Here is a 19,980-nt window from a genome sequence, read left to right on the forward strand (position 1 = left end):
GCTTCCTTCACTTTCGCAACAAAAATCTCGTAAAAACGGCGATTTCGCTCGCTGGTTTACGCAAAAACCCGGCACAACTTTCTAACCAAAACTCCTGACAACGTCCACCAATGCACCGTGCGCCATGCCGTGCAGCGTGTGTCGTCGCACCCTTTTCACCCCGTATGGGCCCTGTGGAAGGTGCCCGTAAGGGTAGCCCAGGAAGTTATTGGCGGAGGCGAGACAAATGCAGATGACGTGCCAGTTCCCTATTAGATAAGGTACGCGTAGAAGGGTGGGGCAAAGGAGCGGAAAGGTGAAATATAGAAAGGATAAATCGAATTTTTCTTAGAAAATGTTTGTAAGTGTCAAACAAAAACTATACTTTTGCAATTGTAAACAACAAAAACGATAGATACAATGAAGTCATACGCATCTTTTTACGCCTATTATTGGTACTTTGCATTACGATGTGAAGCGGGAAGTTGCGTGTAGAGTTCAACTTAAGTAAGATATTAAACCGACAAGAGGTTTACATCCAATTCCCGTTTCATGTAGTGAAGCGGGAATTTTTGTTTGTAGACACCTCCAAACGAAGAAAAGATGAAGAGAATAGCCATACAGGGTGTACCGGGATCGTTCCACGACATTGCCGCCCACCAGTACTTCGAAGGCGAGCAGATCATGCTCATTTGCTGCGACACGTTCGAGAAAGTGTTTGAGAACATCAAGCGCGACCCCACGGTCATCGGCATGCTGGCCATAGAAAACACCATTGCGGGCAGCCTCCTCCACAACTACGAGTTGCTGCGCGCCAGCGGCACCACCATTGTGGGCGAGCATAAGCTCCACATCCAGCATAGCATCTGCTGTCTGCCCGACGACGACTGGGCAACGCTGCAGGAGGTGCACTCGCACCCCGTGGCCCTGATGCAGTGCCGGGCTTTTCTCGCCAACCATCCCACGCTGAAGGCCGTGGAGGCCGACGACACCGCAGGCAGTGCCGAGTATATAGCCAAGCACAACTTCCACGGGTGGGCGGCCATCTGCCACGCCGACGCAGCCCGGTTGTATGGCCTGAAGGTGCTCGAAGACCACATAGAGGACAACAAGCACAACTTTACGCGCTTCCTCGTGGTGAGCGACACACGCAAGGCCGACTTCCTGCGCCCGCTGAGCCTGTCGAACAAGGCCAGCATCGTCTTCTCGCTGCCCCACGCCGAGGGATCGCTGTCGAAGGTGCTCACCATACTCAGCTTCTACGACATCAACCTCACGAAGATACAGAGCCTGCCGGTCATCGGCCACGAGTGGGAATATATGTTCTACGTCGACGTCACCTTTGAGGACCTCGTTCGTTACCGCCAATCGATCGACGCCATCACCCCGCTGACCAAGGACATCAAGATTATAGGCGAATACCAAGAAGCAAAAAACCAACAGATATGATTAAACCAGCAGAGAGAGTAAACACCGTACAAGAGTACTACTTCAGTAGAAAGTTGAAGGAGGTGGCCCGTCTCAACGCGGAAGGCCAGGACATCATCTCCCTGGCCATCGGCAGTCCTGACATGCCGCCATCGGAACAAACGGTCGAGAAGTTGTGTGAGGCAGCCCGTCGCCCCGACGCCCACGGCTACCAGCCCACAGCCGGACTGCCCGAGCTGCGAAAGGCCATGGCCGGATTCTACCAACGCACCTATGGCGTAGAGGTGGACCCCGCCACCGAGCTGCAGCCCATCATCGGTTCGAAGGAGGGCATTATGTATGTAACCCTCGCCTTTTGCAACCCCGGCGACGAGGTACTCGTGCCCGACCCAGGATACCCCACCTATACGGCCATCAACAAACTGTTTGGCACCAAGATCGTGAACTATAACCTCAGGGAGGACAACGGCTGGCAGCCCGACTTTGAAGAGCTGGAGCGTATGGACCTGAGCAAGGTCAAGGTGATGTGGGCCAACTATCCCAACATGCCCACCGGAGGCAACGCACGCCGTGAGACCCTGGAGCGACTGGTGGATTTTGCGCGCCGGCACGACATCGTGGTGGTGAACGACAACCCCTATTCGCTCATCCTCAACGAGCACCCCATGAGCATCATGCAGGTGCCGGGAGCCAAGGATTGCTGCATTGAGCTCAACTCCATGTCGAAGAGCCACAACATGCCCGGATGGCGAGTGGCCATGATGGTAAGCAACAAGGAGTATATTCAGTGGATGTTCAAGATACAGAGCAACATAGAGAACGGCACCTTCCGAGGCATACAGTTGGCCGCAGCCGAGGCCTACAACACCAACACCGCCGAGTGGCATAGGGTGAACAACATCGACAACTACCGTCGACGCCGTGTGGTGGCCGAGCAAATCATGCAACGGTTGGGCTGCACCTTCGACCCCGAGCAGGTGGGCATGTTCCTTTGGGGACGCATTCCCGACAAGTATGCCGATGTGGAGCAACTCACCGAACGCGTGCTGCACGAGGCGAAAGTGTTTATCACGCCAGGATTTATCTTCGGAAACAATGGTCGGAGATACATCCGCATATCGCTCTGCGCCAAGGACGAGAAGATGCAAGAGGCCCTTCACCGCGTGGAAGCGCTGCAATGGTAAGGCCACGTCCCACCCATCATTAACATAACAACAACCCGCATAACACAACAAATCATTATGGATAATAACTTGGAATTAGAGCTCGAGCCGTTGCACTTGCCGAGCGATAACGAACGCCCATTTGTCATAGCAGGTCCCTGCAGCGCCGAGACCGAGGAGCAGGTGATGACCACCGCCCGCCAGTTGAGTGAGAAAGGATGCCACATGTTCCGCGCCGGAGTGTGGAAGCCCCGCACCAAGCCCGGAGGCTTCGAGGGCAACGGCGAGAAGGCACTGCCCTGGATGAAGGCCGTGAAGGAGGAGACAGGCATGTTCACCGCCACAGAGGTGGCCAAGCCCGAACATGTGGAGCTCTGCCTGAAGTATGGCATCGACGTGCTTTGGGTTGGTGCGCGCACATCGGCCAACCCCTTTGCCATGCAAGACCTGGCCGACGCCCTGCGCGGCGTGGATGTGCCGGTGTTTGTAAAGAACCCTGTCAACCCCGACCTGGAACTGTGGATCGGTGCCATGGAGCGCATCAACCAAGCCGGCATCAAGCGCATGGCAGCCATTCACCGAGGCTTCTCGAGCTTCGACAAGAAGATTTACCGCAACCTGCCGATGTGGCAAATTCCCATGGAGCTCCATCGCCGCATACCCAACCTGCCTATCATTTGCGACCCCAGCCACATAGGCGGTCGACGCGAGCTCATCGCACCCCTGTGCCAGCAGGCCATGGACCTGGGCTTCGACGGACTGCTCGTGGAGAGCCACTGCAACCCCGATGAGGCGTGGAGCGACGCCAAGCAGCAGGTGACGCCCGATGTGCTCGACTATATTCTGAGCCTCCTTGTCATCCGCGATGAGAAGGTAACCACCGAGGGTATACAGCAGTTGCGCCGACAGATCGACGAGCTCGACAACCAGATGATGGAGGTGCTGTCGAAGCGTATGCGTGTGTGCCGCGAGATCGGACAGTATAAGAAGGAGCACAACATGACCGTGTTCCAGAGCAATCGCTACAATGAGATTCTGGAGAAACGTGGCGCCCAGGCCAGCGTGTGTGGCGTCGACCCCGAGTGTGCAGCCCACATCTTTGAGCTCATCCACCAGGAGAGCGTGCGCCAACAGATAGAAATCATCAACCAATAAACAAGCATCGTAATGAAAATACTTATCATGGGAGCGGGCAAGATGGGCTCGTTCTTCATAGATCTGCTCAGTTTCGACCATGAGGTGGCGGTCTACGAGCGCAACGCCAAGCGATTGCGATTCACCTATAACTGCCAGCGGTTTACCTCGCTCGACGAGGTGAAGGCATTCGAGCCGGAGCTGCTCATCAACGCCGTGACCGTGAAGTACACCTTGTCGGCCTTCGAGGAGGTGTTGCCTTACCTGCCCGAGCATTGCATCATCTCCGACATCGCATCGGTGAAGACCGACCTGAAAGCCTTCTATGAGAAGACGGGGCATCCCTATGTGTCGACGCATCCCATGTTCGGACCCACTTTCGCCAACCTCAACCAACTGTCGGAAGAGAATGCAATCATCATCAAGGAAGGCGACTACATGGGCCGCATATTCTTCAAGGACCTGTATCAGAAGTTGGGGCTCAACATCTATGAGTACACCTTCGAGGAGCACGACAAGACGGTGGCCTACTCTCTGAGCATACCCTTCGTGTCGACCTTTGTGTTCTCGGCGGTCATGAAGCATCAGGATGCGCCCGGAACGACCTTCAAACGCCACATGAACATTGCGCGTGGGGTGCTCTCGGAGGACGACTATCTCCTGCAGGAGGTGCTCTTCAACCCCTACACCCACGATCAGGTGGCGCAGATACGCACGGAGTTGAAGGAACTGCTGGCCATCATCGACAACAAAGACGCCGATGGCATGAAGGCTTACTTGACGCGCATTCGAAAGAATGTGTTCGAGTGATTTTATGCATTTTTATGAATAAAAAAAAGGTGGGAACTGCGGAAATTCCCTCCTCTTTTCGTATATAATATAAAGATTATGTGATGAAACGATTGTTACTCCCCCTGCTGTTTACTTTTTGGGTAATGGCCTTATGTGCACAAACTTATGTGCGTAAGACCAACCTGCCTTGCATCTATATCAATACGGAAGGCAACAAGGCCGTGTCGAGCAAAGAAACTTACATGTATGCCACGATGGTGTATGTGGATGAGAACGATCAAGTGACCCAATACGACAGTCTGCAAATACGCGGACGAGGCAACTCTACGTGGGGCCTGCGCAAGAAGCCTTATCGCATCAAATTCAAGGAGAAGCAGAAATTCTTGGGAAAAGGTTACGCCAAGGCCAAGAGCTGGACGCTGCTGGCCAACGCGGCAGATAAGACCATGATGCGCAACGCCATCACTTCGTATATGGGTGATTTCCTTGGCATGGCGTTCAACCCAGCCGCCAAGTTTGTGGATCTTGAGCTCAATGGCGTCTACCTGGGCACGTATCAGATTAGTGATCAGGTGGATGTGAGACCCCATCGTGTGAATGTGGTGGAGCAAGACTTCCCGCTTACGGAGACGTCGGACATCTCGGGAGGATACCTGTTGGAGGTAGACGGATTTAGAGACGGCAACTGCTTCGCAACCTCTTACTATGGGGTGCCCATCAGAATCCATCGCCCCGACGACGATGAGATTGTGGCCAAGCAGACGGCGTGGATCAATGATTATGTGAATCAGTTTGAGTGGGCCTTGATTTCGGGCGATTACACCGATGAGTATAAAGGTTATCGCAGGTTTGTGGACTCCACGTCGCTCGCCAACTGGTACATTGCCACGGAGGTGTCGGCCAATGTCGACGGCTTCTACAGCACGTATTTCTACAAGGATCAGAACGATCCGCTGCTGTATTGGGGACCTCTGTGGGACTACGATATTGCCTACAACAACGATTACCGAACCGATCGTGGAGGGAGTAACACCACACGACAGCTGATGGTGAACGTGGCTTACAATGGCTCGAAGGTGTGGGTGCAGCGTATGTGGACCGACCCTTGGTTTGCGCGCCTTGTCTATCGCCGTTACCAAAAGGCGCTTAGCGATGGACTGGTAGATTTCTTACATCAGAAGATCGACAGTGTGGCCGCGCTGCTCGACGCCTCGCAAAAGCTGAACTACCGCAAGTGGGGCATCGACACGCGTATGTACCATGAGATCGTGTTGTATTCGAGTTACAAGGAATATGTGAACGACCTCAAGCAGTTTGTAAGCGATCACACCGAATTCCTTTCCTCGGCGTTTGCCGCCAAGCAACCCAATGGGCCCGTAACGCCCGACACGCCATCGGACGCCACGCCACCGTTCGTGGCAGAGAACTATTACTATAGGGTGCTCAATGCGGGCAATTCCATGGCCATAGAGGGAGGAGCGCCAGATCAGATTTATAGCTATTTCAACCAAAGCGACCGTTTGGCGGAGGAGTGGATCATACGGCCCGTGGGCAAGTATTTCTCATTGGTCAACCGCTCATTGAACAAGGCGCTCAACGATCCTTCGCCCACGGCAAACGTGGGAACCCAACTGGGACTGGCTGAGGTGGACACCACCGACACGCGCCAGCTGTGGGACATCATGCCGCAAGGCACGGAAGGATATTATAACCTGCGCAATGTTTACACGAATCATATCGCCAACTTGTCTGGCGGAAGCTCTAACGCGTACACAAACATCCTGAGCTACACAAACGACTCGCGCAATGGTACCAGCAAGAACCGCCTGTGGTACTTCAAGAAAGGCGACAAGCTGTCGCCTGAGGTGACGGGAATAGGTGCCGTGGAGCCCGATGAGTATGCGCTGGCCTACAATCGCGACATGGGCTATCTGCACTTCGGTAGTGAAACGCCTGACGCTCTGAGGTTCACAGTTAACGTCTACGACGCTACGGGACGCAAGGTGGGCTCGTTCATGGCTTCAGAGAAAATGGACGTGAACTCACTGCCCTCTGGCGTGTATGTCGTGAGCTGGACCGTCGGTGGGCATCGTCGCAGTGCTAAGTTTAGCAAGTAATAACACTCGCTAACAGAGGCTTCGCGCGAAAGCGCCGGGATTTTCCACTGATAGCTTTGCGCCTTTCGGCCAAAAGCGTCAGATTCTTCAATAGATCGCATCATATCAAGAGGATGGCTTGGAACGGCTTATGGCTGTTTCAAGCCATTTTCAACCTAAATCGGTCATTAGATTTCAATTCTTGTTTGCGTTTGTTTCGAGCAGATTGCAACGGGTGCGTTGAAGCCATAGCGGGCTATGGCGAAACGCAACCGGAAGCAAGATGCCGAAAGAAACGCTGACAAGAGTTGGAAAGAAACCATAAAATCATAATAACTCACCCATTTCGGTCTAATGCCGATTTGGGTTCAATAGAAGTCGTAGTGGGCTGTGTGGAAACTCGGACGGAGGCAAAAGCACGAAAGGAACGCTTGGATGAGTAGGATGGGAAAGTAGCTTCCGGCATCTCCTGTCTTTTTGGGCCAAATGGCGAATTTGGCTTAAAAAACTTGCTTTTTTATTTTCGTCGCAACCATTTATTATGTATCTTTGCAGAAGATAGCTTGCATTTGGCCTTTTGAGAGATAGTTCTCATGGCGCCCGTAGGCTCCGTTTTTGCAAAAGGTGGGGACGATGAAGGTCGCGGAAAGGCTGGTAAAACAAATGGTTTGCACAACGCTGGCAATTCGTGGAAAAGCAGGCGATGATTCGAAAAGCAACAAGATACGGTGCGTGTGTAGCCGTAGGAATGTCTTTTGAAATAAAGAAAATCAAGTTAAGAAGTAATAGATAAGAAATGTTTGAGAACTTAAGTGAACGCCTGGAACGCTCTTTCAAGATACTGAAAGGTGAAGGCAAGATCACCGAGATCAACGTGGCGGAAACCCTCAAGGATGTTCGCCGCGCTCTTTTGGACGCCGACGTCAACTATAAAGTGGCCAAGAACTTCACCGACACGGTGAAGACAAAGGCACTGGGTATGAACGTGTTGACGGCTGTGAAGCCGGGGCAACTCATGGTTAAGATCGTGCACGATGAACTGGCCAAGCTGATGGGTGGTGAAGCCACCGAGTTGCATCTGTCGGGAAAACCTTCCATTATCTTGATGTCCGGACTGCAAGGTTCGGGTAAGACCACGTTCAGCGGTAAGCTGGCCAATATGCTCAAGACCAAGCAGCACAAAAACCCTATGTTGGTGGCGTGCGACGTCTATCGCCCGGCTGCCATCGAGCAGCTGAAGGTGGTGGGAGCACAGGTCGGCGTCCCGGTGTACGCTGAGGACGAAAACAAGAATGTCAACGAGATAGCGCTCCATGCCATCCAAGAGGCAAAGGCCAAAGGCCACGACGTTGTGATCGTGGATACCGCAGGTCGATTGGCTGTCGATGAGTCGATGATGCGCGAGATCGCATCGCTGAAGGATGCCATTCATCCCGACGAGACGCTCTTCGTGGTCGACTCCATGACCGGTCAGGACGCTGTGAACACCGCCAAGGAGTTCAACGACCGACTCGACTTCGACGGAGTGGTGCTCACAAAGCTCGACGGTGACACCCGTGGCGGTGCTGCCCTGTCAATCAGAACGGTGGTGACAAAGCCCATCAAGTTCATCGGAACGGGCGAGAAGATGGAGGCAATCGACGTGTTCCACCCAGAGCGTATGGCCGATCGTATCCTCGGTATGGGTGACGTTGTCTCATTGGTGGAACGCGCTCAGGAACAGTTCGATGAGGAAGAGGCCAAGCGCCTGCAAAAGAAGATTCAGAAGAACAAATTCGATTTCGACGATTTCCTCAAGCAAATAGAGCAAATCAAGAAGATGGGCAACCTGAAAGAACTGGCTTCTATGATTCCCGGTGTGGGTAAGGCCATCAAGGATGTCGATATCGACGACAATGCGTTCAACGGCATTGAGGCCATCATCAGAAGCATGACACCGCAGGAGCGTACGCATCCCGAGGTGCTCAACCAAAGCCGCAAGATGCGTATCGCAAAGGGATCGGGCACCAGCATACAAGAAGTGAACCGACTGGTGAAGCAGTTCGACCAAACGCGCAAGATGATGAAGATGGTTACGGGAAACCAAGCCATGTCAATGATGGCGCGAATGAAAGACATGAAGGGCGCTATGCCACGCATGCCGAAACTGTAAAACACGCATTTCGGAGTTGTTGGTTTGACTTGCTCCAACAAGGAACCCAGCATGCGGGAATGACAGATTCTGCATGCCTGAATATTAAATTCCGTTTGCCTAAATATAAATAAGGAGAACAATGGCTTACACATTAATAGATGGAAAGGCGACAGCTACTGCCATTAAGCAGCAAATCGCCGAAGAGGTGAAGGACATAGTGGCCCGCGGAGGTAAGCAACCGCACCTGGCCGCCGTGCTCGTGGGGCATGATGGAGGCTCTGAGACCTATGTGAAGAACAAGGTGATTGCTTGCGAGCAGTGCGGTTTCAAGTCATCACTCATCCGCTACGAGGCTGATGTCACGGAGGAGGAGTTGTTGGCTTGCGTCGACCGTCTCAACAAAGACGAGGATGTCGACGGATTCATCGTCCAGATGCCGCTGCCAAAGCACATCGATGAGCAAAAAATTATCATGGCTATCGACTATCGCAAAGATGTCGATGGATTCCATCCCATCAATGTGGGACGCATGAGCATTGGCTTGCCGTGCTTCATCTCGGCTACGCCACTTGGCATCCTGACCTTGCTCCAACACTATCATGTGGAGACCTCTGGCAAGAAATGCGTCATCCTTGGCCGTAGCAATATCGTAGGAAAGCCTATGGCGCAACTCATGATGCAGAAGCAGTATGGCGACGCCACAGTGACCGTGTGCCACTCTCACTCTAAGACTTTGAAGGAGGAATGCCGTGAGGCCGATATCATCATCGCTGCCATCGGACGTCCCGACTTCGTGACGGCCGACATGGTGAAAGAGGGCGCAGTAGTCATCGATGTGGGCACAACGCGTGTTCCCGATGCCACACGCAAGAGCGGATTCCGCCTCAATGGCGATGTGAAATTCGACGAGGTGGCACCGAAGTGCTCGTTTATCACGCCCGTGCCAGGCGGAGTGGGGCCCATGACCATTTGCTCCTTGATGAAGAATACGTTGGCAGCAGGCAAGAAAGCTTACTATTAAGAGGTATGACCGCAACCGACTGGTATCAAAAAGGCAACGCCTACAGGCAGCAGGGCGACTGGAAACATGCGCTCGATTGCTATATGGAGGCGATAGAACTCGACCCCGAGTCGCCCGCTGTGGAGGCAAAGGCGATGCTCGAGGACATCTTGAATTTCTATAATAAAGATGCGTATAACCCATGATGGGATAAGCCGCGTGGGCCAAACGCAGAGTATGAAGAAATAACAAACCTGTTTAAATCTTATACCTATGGCTAAATTTAAAGGTGCCATTGTCGTTAACACAGATCGATGCAAGGGATGCCAATTGTGCATAGTGGCTTGCCCGAAGGATGTTATCGCGCTGGCTCAGAAAAAGGTGAACGTCCACGGTTATCCGTACGTGGAGGCTGCTCGACCAGACGACTGCATTGGCTGCGCCAGTTGCGGTGTCGTATGTCCTGATGGGTGCATTACGGTTTATAAGAAAAAGATGGAGGACTAAAGCCATGGCAGAACAAGAAGTCGTGTTAATGAAAGGCAACGAGGCTATTGCCAACGCTGCCATCCGATGTGGCGCCGATGCTTTTTTCGGCTATCCCATTACCCCACAGAGTGAAATCATTGAAACCCTGGCGCTGCTAAAGCCCTGGGAAACCACTGGTATGGTGGTTGTGCAGGCTGAGAGCGAGGTGTCGTCCATCAATATGGTGTATGGCGGAGCAGGCGCAGGAAAGCGTGTGCTGACCACATCTTCGTCGCCAGGAATTGCCCTCATGCAGGAGGGAATATCATATATGGCTGGCGCCGAGATACCGGGCGTCATAGTCAATGTGCAGCGCGGTGGCCCTGGATTGGGAACCATCCAGCCATCACAGAGCGACTATTTCCAGGCCACACGTGGCGGTGGCAATGGTGACTACAACGTCATTGTGCTGGCACCGAACTCCGTTCAGGAGATGGCCGACTTTGTAGACTTGGCTTTCGAGTTGGCTTTCAAATATCGTAACCCGGCCATGATTCTCTCCGATGGCGTCATCGGACAGATGATGGAGAAGGTGGTGTTGCCTCCATTCAAGCCTCGCCGTACTGAGGAAGAGGTGAGGAAAGAGTGCCCATGGGCAACTATGGGACGCACGAAAGACCGTGAGCCCAACATCTTGACATCGTTGGAGTTGAAGCCTGAGGTCATGGAGCTTCGCAACATACACTTGCAGGAGAAGTACCAAACTATTCGGGACAACGAGGTGCGCTACGAGGCGCAGCAGTGCGACGATGCCGATTACATAATCGTTTCGTTCGGAAGTGCGGCCCGTATTGGTGAGAAGGCTGTTGAACTGGCACGTGCAGAGGGCATCAAGGTGGGCCTGTTCCGCCCCATTACGCTGTGGCCGTTCCCGAGTAAGGAGATTGCCGCTGCTGCAAAGGGCAAGAAGGGCATTCTCGTCAGCGAGATCAACGCCGGTCAGATGATCCAAGACGTCAAGTTGGCGGTCAATGGCGCTCTGCCAGTTGAGCATTTCGGTCGTTTGGGTGGCATCGTGCCCGACCCGGAGGAGATAGTCAACGTTTTGAAGGACAAATTAATGAGGTAAGGAAGATGGCAAACGATATAATTGCACCGGAGAATCTTGTTTACAAGAAACCGGAACTGATGAACGACACCCCCATGCATTATTGCCCGGGATGTTCTCATGGAGTGGTCCACAAACTCGTGGCTGAGGTCATTGAGGAGATGGGCATGTCGGAGAAAGTGGTGGGCGTATGCCCTGTGGGATGCGCAGTTTTCGCCTATCGTTATCTTGACATCGACTGGCAGGAGGCAGCCCATGGACGTGCACCTGCCGTGGCAACGGCCATCAAGCGCCTGTGGCCTGACCGCCTCGTTTTCACCTATCAGGGTGATGGCGACTTGGCTTGTATCGGAGCCTGCGAGACCATTCACGCGCTCAACCGTGGCGAGAACCTGACCATGATCTTCATCAACAATGCCATTTACGGCATGACAGGTGGACAGATGGCGCCCACAACGCTCATTGGTCAGAAGACTGCCACCTGTCCTTATGGCCGTGATCCGAAGATTCATGGCTATCCTCTCAACATCACTGAGCTTGCTTCTCACCTTGAGGGAACGTGCTACGTAACTCGCCAAAGCGTGGAGAACGTAGGCGCTATTCGCAAGGCGAAGGCCGCCATCAAGAAAGCTTTCACGGCTTCTATGGAGGGTAAGGGCTCCAGTCTCGTGGAAATTGTGTCTACCTGCAACAGCGGTTGGAAGCTTTCTCCTGTGAAGGCCAACCAATGGATGGAGGAGCACATGTTTGAGAAATATGTCAAGGGTGATTTAAAAAATACGTTGGACGAATGAAAACAGAAATCATAATTTCAGGTTTCGGAGGACAAGGCGTTCTCTCGATGGGTAAGATTTTAGCTTATTCGGGCCTGATGGAGAACAAGGAAGTGACATGGATGCCTGCCTACGGCCCTGAGCAGCGAGGTGGAACGGCTAATGTGACCGTCATTGTTAGCGACGAGCGCATCTCGTCGCCCATCCTGAGCAAATATGATGTAGCCATCGTCCTCAACCAGCCGTCGATGGATAAGTTTGCGCCCAAGGTGAAACCTGGCGGTATTCTCATCTATGATGGATATGGCATCATGACCCCTACAGACCGTAAGGATATCCACGTGTATCGCATCAACGCCATGGACAAGGCTGCGGAAATGAAGAATTCCAAGGTTTTCAACATGATTGTGCTGGGTGGATTGCTGAAGGTTGCTCCCGTGGTGAGCACCGACGGTCTCAACAAGGCGCTCTTCAAGAGTTTGCCTGAACGTCATCATGGCCTCATCCCGCTGAATATGCAGGCTGTGGAAGAGGGCATGAAGATTATAGAACAAACCGTATGATACTTGATTTTTTTATAACTCTCTAGTTTTGGAAGGTAGGTGGCAGTGATGTTACCTGCCTTTTTTGTTTTTTATTTTTGGCTATTTTTTCGCTTTTCCAAAGCCATATTGTGTTGGGAAAACATTATCTTTGCATAAGATAGGCTGCACTCAGCCAATTGATAACAAGTTCTCATGGCATTCGTTTGCACTATCTTTGCATAAGATAGGCTGCACTCAGCCATTTAGAGGAATGATTTGATGGCTTTTGCTATTCCTATCCGTTCAATTCAAAAACAAACCAACTTGAACCGTAAAATATGAAGAAAATGCTGATTGTCCTGGCTGCTTGTGCGGCAGTTCAGGCCAAAGCCCAACAAACGTTGCCCGCTTATCAGATATTGGACAATGATACGACGTGCGAGGTTTTTATCTATTCGCCTGGCGAGAAAGCAGGTCTTCACCTGGCTTATTTCACTGATGACGAGACTTGGATGGATGTTGGCCAGTTGTGTTCGTCTGATTATGCGCAGTGGGGAAGCGAGAAACGCATGTACGACCCTTGTGTGATTCATGCGGAGGATGGCTCGTGGCGACTTGTGTTTAGCGTGAACAACTATTCTCCTTGTTTCGCCGCGGCTTACAGTGAGGATCTTGTGACATGGCGTCCGCAAGATTATCCGCAGACTACAGTGAAGGGAGCGCTCAGTCCGGTGATGTTCCAGATGGACGACGGAACGTTCGACATTTATTATAAGGCTAAGGATGGGTCGAAGCATTATGTGCAGGCATCGAAGGATTTCCGCAAGTTTACTGAGTCGCCCGATCCCAGTACCATTGATGATGCGGCATGGATGAAGGACACGGCCACGGTGAATGGCGTGTTGCGTCATGGCAATATGTTTGATGTGCCCAAGGTGCATCTCGATTACATCTGCCAGTATTTCGATGCCGTTCGTCGCGATGCGGAGCTGAGTAGCGAGTCGATGCGCGACGATGCCAAGCGTTTTGCCTCCATTGGCAACCATGTCGACGCCACCCTCCGCGTCGACGCTTCGAAGTCCAAACCCATTAGCGATAAGCTCATTGGCGTGTTTTTTGAGGACATCAGTCGTGCGGCCGATGGCGGATTGTACGCTGAGTTGGTGCAAAATCGCGACTTTGAGTACACCTCGGCCGATCGACGCGAATGGTCGTCAACCACCGCATGGCAATCGAACCGCCCCATTGTTGTGAAGACTGATGTGCCTCTGAGCAAGAACAACGCCCACTATGCAGTGGTGGCTGCTAAAGACACCTTATATAATATAGGGTGGGATGGCATCACGGCAGCTGCTAACCAAGCGTTCGACTTTTCTGTTTACCTGCGCAATGAGAATGGTGAAAAGAACCAGGTGTTGGTGCAACTCATCGGTCAGAATGGTGAGGTGTATGCCAAGGAGAAAATCAAGACCGAGGGCCAAGGCTGGAATCGCTATTCCCTTCCGCTGGTAGTGGATAAGAAAGCGGTGAAGGGACAGGTGCGCTTGGCTCTGACACCGCTCAAGGAAGGTCATGTGGCGATCGATATGGTGAGCCTCTTCCCCCATGAGACCTTCAAGGGGCATGGGCTCCGCAAGGACTTGGCTGAGGCCATTGCCGCTCTCCATCCAAAGTTTGTGAGGTTCCCAGGCGGTTGCATGAGTCACGGACAGGGCCTCGACAACATCTACCATTGGAACCATACCGTTGGACCTTGGCAAGACCGTAAGCCCGATAAGAACATTTGGGGCTACCATCAGACTCGCGGCTTGGGATTCTACGAGTATTTCCAGTTTTGCGAAGACCTTGGGGCTGAGCCGTTGCCTGTGTTGGCAGCAGGTGTTCCCTGTCAAAATTCCGTTCCCAACAAGGAAGGCCTTGGGGGGCAGCAGGGGGGTATCCCTATGAAAGACATGCCCGCCTATTGCCAAGAAATCCTCAACATGATAGAGTGGGCCAATGGCGACCCCGCCACGTCGAAATGGGCCAAGATGCGCGCCGAGGCCGGCCACCCCGAACCATTTGGACTCAAATATGTGGGTATCGGCAATGAGGACATTATCTCCACCACGTTTGAGGAGCGTTACGAGATGATCTGCAAGGCCATCAAGGCAAAGTATCCCAATATGATAGTCGTAGGTACAGTGGGCCCCTTCCATGACCCGTCGGCCGACTATGTGGAGGGCTGGAAGTTTGCCAAGGAACACAAAGACATTCTTGATCTTGTTGACGAGCACTATTATGAGTCGCCGGGATGGTTTATGCATCATCAAGACTACTACGACCACTACGACCGCAATGCGCCCAAGGTGTATTTGGGTGAGTACGCCTCGCGCACCCGCACGGTGGAGAGTGCTCTCGCTGAGGCCATGTATCTCTGTGGCTTGGAGCGCAATGGTGATGTGGTGTCGATGACAAGCTACGCGCCATTGTTGTGTAAGGACGGCTATTCCAATTGGAACCCCGACATGATTTACTTCAACAACGACACCATTACCTGCCTGACACCGAGTTACCACACTCAGCGTTTATGGGGTACCCATAGTGGCGATGTGTATGTGGGCTCGAAGATGAGCGTACGCCCTGAGCTGAGCCACCGCGTGGCAGCAAGCGTGGTGAGGGATAGCAAGACGGGCAAGACCATCGTTAAGTTGGTTAATGCCCTGCCTGCCAGCCTCTCAGTGTCGTTGCAGGGGCTCGCTATCCCCACAGGTGCAAAGGTTGAAGGCTTTGCAGGAAAACCTTTTGAGCGTACCGTTGTGGAGACAACTGGCGTTGAGGTTGGCCCAAAGGTGGAACTCGAACCCTATTCTGTGAAAGTGATCACATTCTAAAAACAGCCTCAATCTAACAAGTGATTGGATATGAAACGAATGGGCGACTTCAACCTCGCCCATTCTTTTTTTTAGCTCCCTTTGGCAAACGGCAAGGTTGGCAACTACGTGGAATCTGTGGGCGATGTCTTGATTTTTGGCTAAAAAGTTAGTGGGGTGTTTCCTGTGAACTAACGTGCGAAAATGTTATTTTTGCGAGAATCTGGTGGCTGAAATAGCAGAAACGCCTGCGGTTAGGCATCTTTCGAGTTGCGAGACATGCCAAACTGAGATGCGAAAGGCCATGTTTCGAGTCTCGGTTAGCCATGTTTCGCACTGCGGTTAGGCATGTTTTGCAAGGTTGAAGGACGGAGGTGGAGAGCTGAATGAAGTTTTTGTGCGATAAGATACTGATAGTCAGACGATTGCGTAAATGCGCTGAGAATGGCGTATTTGCGCCAAATATTTCTGCGATGGATAATAAATGTGTAGTTTTCAATATAGTTTGTCGCGCTTTTTACAAACGCACCCAACCGACTATTGTATCTCTATATAATATAAGGTGTGGGGTGGAGGATGGTTGCTGGTTACAGGTGGGTGTTCTTTGTCGGGCATGATAGCATGGTCTCGTGTGATAGATTGGTCTTTGCCTTGGGTTTCTTTGCTGAAAAAAGTTGCGTTTGTTGGCAGGCCGTCCCTGTGCGATATTCGATTGGGTAAGCCCCGTTTTAAAGCATTGTAATTGTAACGCATAATTATTGAATTGCCTGAATGTCATTAAGTTTCGTGATTTTGGTTGTGGGGTGACGTCTGTTTTCGTTGATAGATTATGGTCTATTGTTCCATTGATATAGCCATCTTTTATCCTCTTGTGTGTTAACGGGCACAGACTTTTGAAACCATGTAAATCAAAGGATAATATATTCAATATGTGGCCTTTCCTTTGGTTTTTCTCTGTTTTTAGTGTAGAAAAGTGATGTAAAATACGTTTTTGATGCAAAATGTGTCTTTTTGTGGGTGAAATATTTGGAAGTTTCAAGAAAAAACATTTTCTTTGCATTCTGAAACGACGAGAGATAATAGAATAAAACATAAATAATTTAAATTTTAGAGAGTATGAAAAAGTTATTTACTTTGTTTGCAGCCGCTTTGGTTGCCGCTTCTGTTTCTGCTCAGACTACAGTTGAGGGAAGCAAGGTTTTTGACAACATGTACATTGGAGTTAACGGTGGCGTTAGCACCAAGATGACTGGCCACAGCTGGATGAAGGGTCTGAACCCCAACGCTGGCCTGCGCATTGGTAAGAACATCACCCCGGTCTTCGGTTTGGCCATTGAGAGCAACGCTTATTTCTCAAACAAGCCTTGGGCCTCTACCCGTTTGGCTGTTCGCGCAATGAACACCTCTTTGCTCGGAACCCTGAACCTCAGCAACCTGTTCGCTGGTTACAAGGGCGACCCTCGCACATTTGAGCTGGGTGCTGTTTATGGCATCGGCTGGGGTCACGTGTTCATGCACCAGGAGGATGGCCGCGCCATCAACCGTATGACTTCTAAGGCTGGTTTGGACTTCCAGTTCAACTTCGGCAGCAAGAAGCAGTGGCAGTTCTATGTTGAGCCTGCAGTGACATGGGTGTTCAACGGTATGCCTGGCTGCAATGGCGAGAGCGACTATAACGACTATGGTTACAAGGCCACATCTAGCGCCAACCAGGGTGCTTATAACATCAACAACGCTTTCTTCCAGCTCAACGCTGGTGTTGTTTACAAGTTCCAGAACCACGACGGCCGTCACAACTTCACCGTTGCCCAGCTCCGCGACCAGAACGAGATCGACGCTCTGAACCAGACCATCAATGATCTGCGCAACGAGCTCGCCAAGAAGCCTAAGGAGGTTGTCAAGGAGGTTGTCAAGGAGGTTAACGCCGACTGCGCCGCCAACACTGTTATCGTTACTTTCGCACAGGGCAAGAGCGCTCTGACCAGAGATTCTAAGGCAGCTCTCGACGCTGTTAAGGAGGGTAGCCACGTGAAGGTTATCGCTACAGCTTCTCCTGAGGGTAGCAAGAAGTTCAACCAGAAGCTCTCTGAGGCTCGTGCCAAGGTTGTTGCCAAGTACCTGAGCAACAAGGGCGTTATTGTTGACGAGGCTACAGGTAAGGGTGTTCAGGGCAGCACTTCTAACCGTCTGGCTATCGTTTACGTAAAGTAATCGCATCCCATAAGGCTTCGCATAGAGAGCCTTGAAAATATGAAATCCGCTGGTTTCCCGCATGGAAGCCAGCGGATTTTTGTTGGTAAACCCATCAAATTCTGCAGTCAGGCAAGTTGATGGATGGTAGTCGTTAGGATAGGTTGGTTTGTTATTATTTTGTGTTTAAATGGTGTTTTTTACTTTCAGTTTGATTAAAAAACATGATTTTTTTAAAACGGATTGTTGTAGAATTGAGTTAAAGTCGTTACCTTTGCAGCCGTATTTAGAGAACAAGTAGTTATGAAACATCCATTGAGAAGTGCCGTCTGCACGGAAGGCAGACGTATGGCAGGAGCTCGCGCCCTTTGGGTTGCCACAGGAATGAAGCACGAGCAGTTTGGAAAACCCATTATTGCCGTTGTCAACTCATTCACACAGTTTGTACCCGGCCACACACATTTGCATGAGATTGGACAGATTGTTAAGCAGGAAATCGAAAAGATGGGTTGCTATGCAGCAGAATTCAACACCATCGCCATCGACGACGGAATCGCCATGGGTCACGATGGTATGCTTTACTCCCTACCATCGCGCGACATCATTGCCGACTCAGTGGAATACATGGTCAACGCCCACAAGGCTGACGCCATGATTTGCATCTCAAACTGCGACAAAGTAACTCCGGGTATGCTCATGGCTTCCATGCGCCTCAACATCCCCACGGTGTTCTGCTCGGGCGGTCCCATGGAAGCCGGGCGTTGGCGTGGTCAGAACGCCGACCTCATTACGGCCATGATCGCTGGAGCCGACAGTGAGGTGAGCGACGACGAGTTGCAGCAGATTGAGCAATGCGCGTGCCCCGGTTGTGGCAGTTGCTCGGGTATGTTCACGGCCAACTCTATGAACTCGCTTACCGAAGCCATTGGCCTGTCGCTTCCCGGCAACGGCACCATTCTTGCCACACATGCCAATCGTATAGAACTGTTTAAGCAGGCCGCCCGCCAAATCGTAAAGAACGCTTTGGCTTATTACGAAGATGGCGACGAGAGTGTGCTGCCGCGTAACATCGCTACGCGCGATGCATTCCTCAATGCCATGACGCTCGATATCGCCATGGGAGGTTCCACCAATACCGTGCTCCATCTGTTGGCTGTGGCCCAAGAGGGCGGCGCCGACTTCAATATGAACGACATCGATGAGCTGAGCCGAAAGACGCCATGCCTGTGCAAGCTTTCGCCCAACACCCAGAAATATTCAGTCCAAGAGTGCAACCGAGCTGGTGGCATCCTGGGCATTTTGAACGAGCTGAACAAGGGCGGACTGATACGTGGCCACGCCAAGCGCGTTGATGGACTGACGCTCGACGAGGCAATGGCTCGCTACGACATCACTGGTGCGTCGGTCGATGCTGAGGCCGACCGCATCTACCACAGTGCCCCCGGTCGCCGTTTCTCCACCCAGATGGGCAGTCAGAATGAGCAATGGCCCAGTCTTGACACCGATCGTGCTGCGGGATGCATACGCGATATGGAACACGCCTATACGAAAGACGGTGGTTTGGCAGTGCTCTTTGGCAACATCGCCCAAGATGGTTGTGTGGTGAAAACAGCCGGTGTGGCTCCCGAACTGTGGCATTTCGAAGGTCCAGCCGTGGTCTTCGATTCTCAGGACGACGCTTGTGAGGGCATTCTCGGAGGTAAGGTGAAGTCGGGCGATTGCGTCGTCATCACCCACGAAGGTCCCAAGGGCGGTCCGGGCATGCAGGAAATGCTTTATCCCACCTCCTACATCAAAAGCCGCCATCTCGGCAAAGAGTGTGCCCTTATCACCGACGGACGATTCTCGGGCGGCACCAGCGGCTTGAGCGTTGGACACATATCGCCCGAGGCGGCGTCGGGTGGCAACATTGGAAAAATTAAGGATGGCGACATCATCGTCATCGACATTCCCAGCCGTACCATCAACGTCAAACTCAGCGATGAGGAATTGGCGGCTCGCCCGCAGCAGCCGTTGCGCCGCCACCGTGAGGTGAGCAAGGCCTTGAGGGCTTATGCGCAGAGTGTTAGCTCAGCCGACAAGGGCGGTGTAAGAATCATAGATTAAGCAGACTACTTATGACCAATAGTTCGTTAAAATTTGAGATAAAGGCTAAGCAGTTTTACGCTGCCAGCCAAAGAGTTCTTTGATAGTATGACTAATTAACTTTCGGTTCGGTATTCTCCGACACTTGTCAAAAATTAATTTAGCGATGTATGTGCATGCCATGATCTCCTTGAAAGAAGCCATGGAATACGACATCCCGTTTTCCTTCATCATCACCTTTGCTACATTCTGTG

15 protein-coding genes are annotated in these 19,980 nt (G+C 51.9%); all 15 read left to right on the forward strand.

The window, feature by feature from the left end:
* The first annotated feature begins 582 nt into the window (after positions 1-582).
* Positions 583-1,428: a prephenate dehydratase gene (locus tag KM934_RS00590; RefSeq protein WP_215758624.1), complete on the forward strand. Its 846-nt coding sequence runs from the start codon at positions 583-585 to the stop codon at positions 1,426-1,428.
* Complete coding sequence (locus KM934_RS00595) at positions 1,425-2,591, forward strand: pyridoxal phosphate-dependent aminotransferase (protein WP_215758625.1); 1,167 nt, start codon at positions 1,425-1,427, stop codon at positions 2,589-2,591. Before KM934_RS00590 ends, KM934_RS00595 begins: the two co-directional genes overlap by 4 nt.
* 69 nt (positions 2,592-2,660) lie before the next feature.
* Positions 2,661-3,725: a bifunctional 3-deoxy-7-phosphoheptulonate synthase/chorismate mutase type II gene (locus KM934_RS00600; protein WP_215758658.1), complete on the forward strand. Its 1,065-nt coding sequence runs from the start codon at positions 2,661-2,663 to the stop codon at positions 3,723-3,725.
* A gap of 12 nt (positions 3,726-3,737) precedes the next feature.
* Complete coding sequence (locus tag KM934_RS00605; RefSeq protein WP_215758627.1) at positions 3,738-4,514, forward strand: prephenate dehydrogenase; 777 nt, start codon at positions 3,738-3,740, stop codon at positions 4,512-4,514.
* An 83-nt stretch (positions 4,515-4,597) separates the two neighbouring features.
* A complete protein-coding gene (locus tag KM934_RS00610) occupies positions 4,598-6,613 on the forward strand; it encodes a CotH kinase family protein (RefSeq protein WP_215758629.1) in 2,016 nt (671 codons plus the stop codon).
* 775 nt (positions 6,614-7,388) lie between these two features.
* Positions 7,389-8,744 (forward strand): signal recognition particle protein, encoded by a 1,356-nt coding sequence (gene ffh, locus KM934_RS00615; protein WP_215758630.1) that lies wholly within the window; start codon positions 7,389-7,391, stop codon positions 8,742-8,744.
* 121 nt (positions 8,745-8,865) lie between these two features.
* Positions 8,866-9,747 (forward strand): bifunctional methylenetetrahydrofolate dehydrogenase/methenyltetrahydrofolate cyclohydrolase FolD, encoded by an 882-nt coding sequence (folD, locus tag KM934_RS00620; RefSeq protein WP_215758631.1) that lies wholly within the window; start codon positions 8,866-8,868, stop codon positions 9,745-9,747.
* A gap of 5 nt (positions 9,748-9,752) precedes the next feature.
* On the forward strand, positions 9,753-9,932 hold the full coding sequence (locus tag KM934_RS00625; RefSeq protein ID WP_215758632.1) for a tetratricopeptide repeat protein: 180 nt from the start codon (positions 9,753-9,755) through the stop codon (positions 9,930-9,932).
* Between the two features lie 67 nt (positions 9,933-9,999).
* Positions 10,000-10,233, forward strand: a complete 234-nt coding sequence (locus tag KM934_RS00630; protein ID WP_215758634.1) for a 4Fe-4S dicluster domain-containing protein — start codon at positions 10,000-10,002, stop codon at positions 10,231-10,233.
* A 4-nt stretch (positions 10,234-10,237) separates the two neighbouring features.
* Positions 10,238-11,323 carry a 3-methyl-2-oxobutanoate dehydrogenase subunit VorB gene (locus KM934_RS00635; protein WP_215758635.1) on the forward strand — a complete coding sequence of 362 codons (1,086 nt, stop codon included), beginning with the start codon at positions 10,238-10,240 and terminating at the stop codon, positions 11,321-11,323.
* Between the two features lie 5 nt (positions 11,324-11,328).
* A complete protein-coding gene (locus tag KM934_RS00640; protein WP_215758636.1) occupies positions 11,329-12,096 on the forward strand; it encodes a thiamine pyrophosphate-dependent enzyme in 768 nt (255 codons plus the stop codon).
* Positions 12,093-12,638 (forward strand): 2-oxoacid:acceptor oxidoreductase family protein, encoded by a 546-nt coding sequence (locus tag KM934_RS00645; protein ID WP_215758638.1) that lies wholly within the window; start codon positions 12,093-12,095, stop codon positions 12,636-12,638. The genes KM934_RS00640 and KM934_RS00645 overlap by 4 nt, the downstream gene beginning before the upstream one ends.
* A gap of 299 nt (positions 12,639-12,937) precedes the next feature.
* On the forward strand, positions 12,938-15,472 hold the full coding sequence (locus KM934_RS00650; RefSeq protein ID WP_215758639.1) for an alpha-L-arabinofuranosidase C-terminal domain-containing protein: 2,535 nt from the start codon (positions 12,938-12,940) through the stop codon (positions 15,470-15,472).
* A 1,095-nt stretch (positions 15,473-16,567) separates the two neighbouring features.
* A complete protein-coding gene (locus KM934_RS00655; RefSeq protein ID WP_215758641.1) occupies positions 16,568-17,662 on the forward strand; it encodes an OmpA family protein in 1,095 nt (364 codons plus the stop codon).
* A 282-nt stretch (positions 17,663-17,944) separates the two neighbouring features.
* A complete protein-coding gene (ilvD, locus tag KM934_RS00660; RefSeq protein WP_215758642.1) occupies positions 17,945-19,747 on the forward strand; it encodes a dihydroxy-acid dehydratase in 1,803 nt (600 codons plus the stop codon).
* Positions 19,748-19,980 lie beyond the last annotated feature (233 nt).

It is taken from the genome of Hallella faecis (assembly GCF_018789675.1).
Taxonomy (GTDB): Bacteria; Bacteroidota; Bacteroidia; order Bacteroidales; family Bacteroidaceae; genus Prevotella; species Prevotella faecis.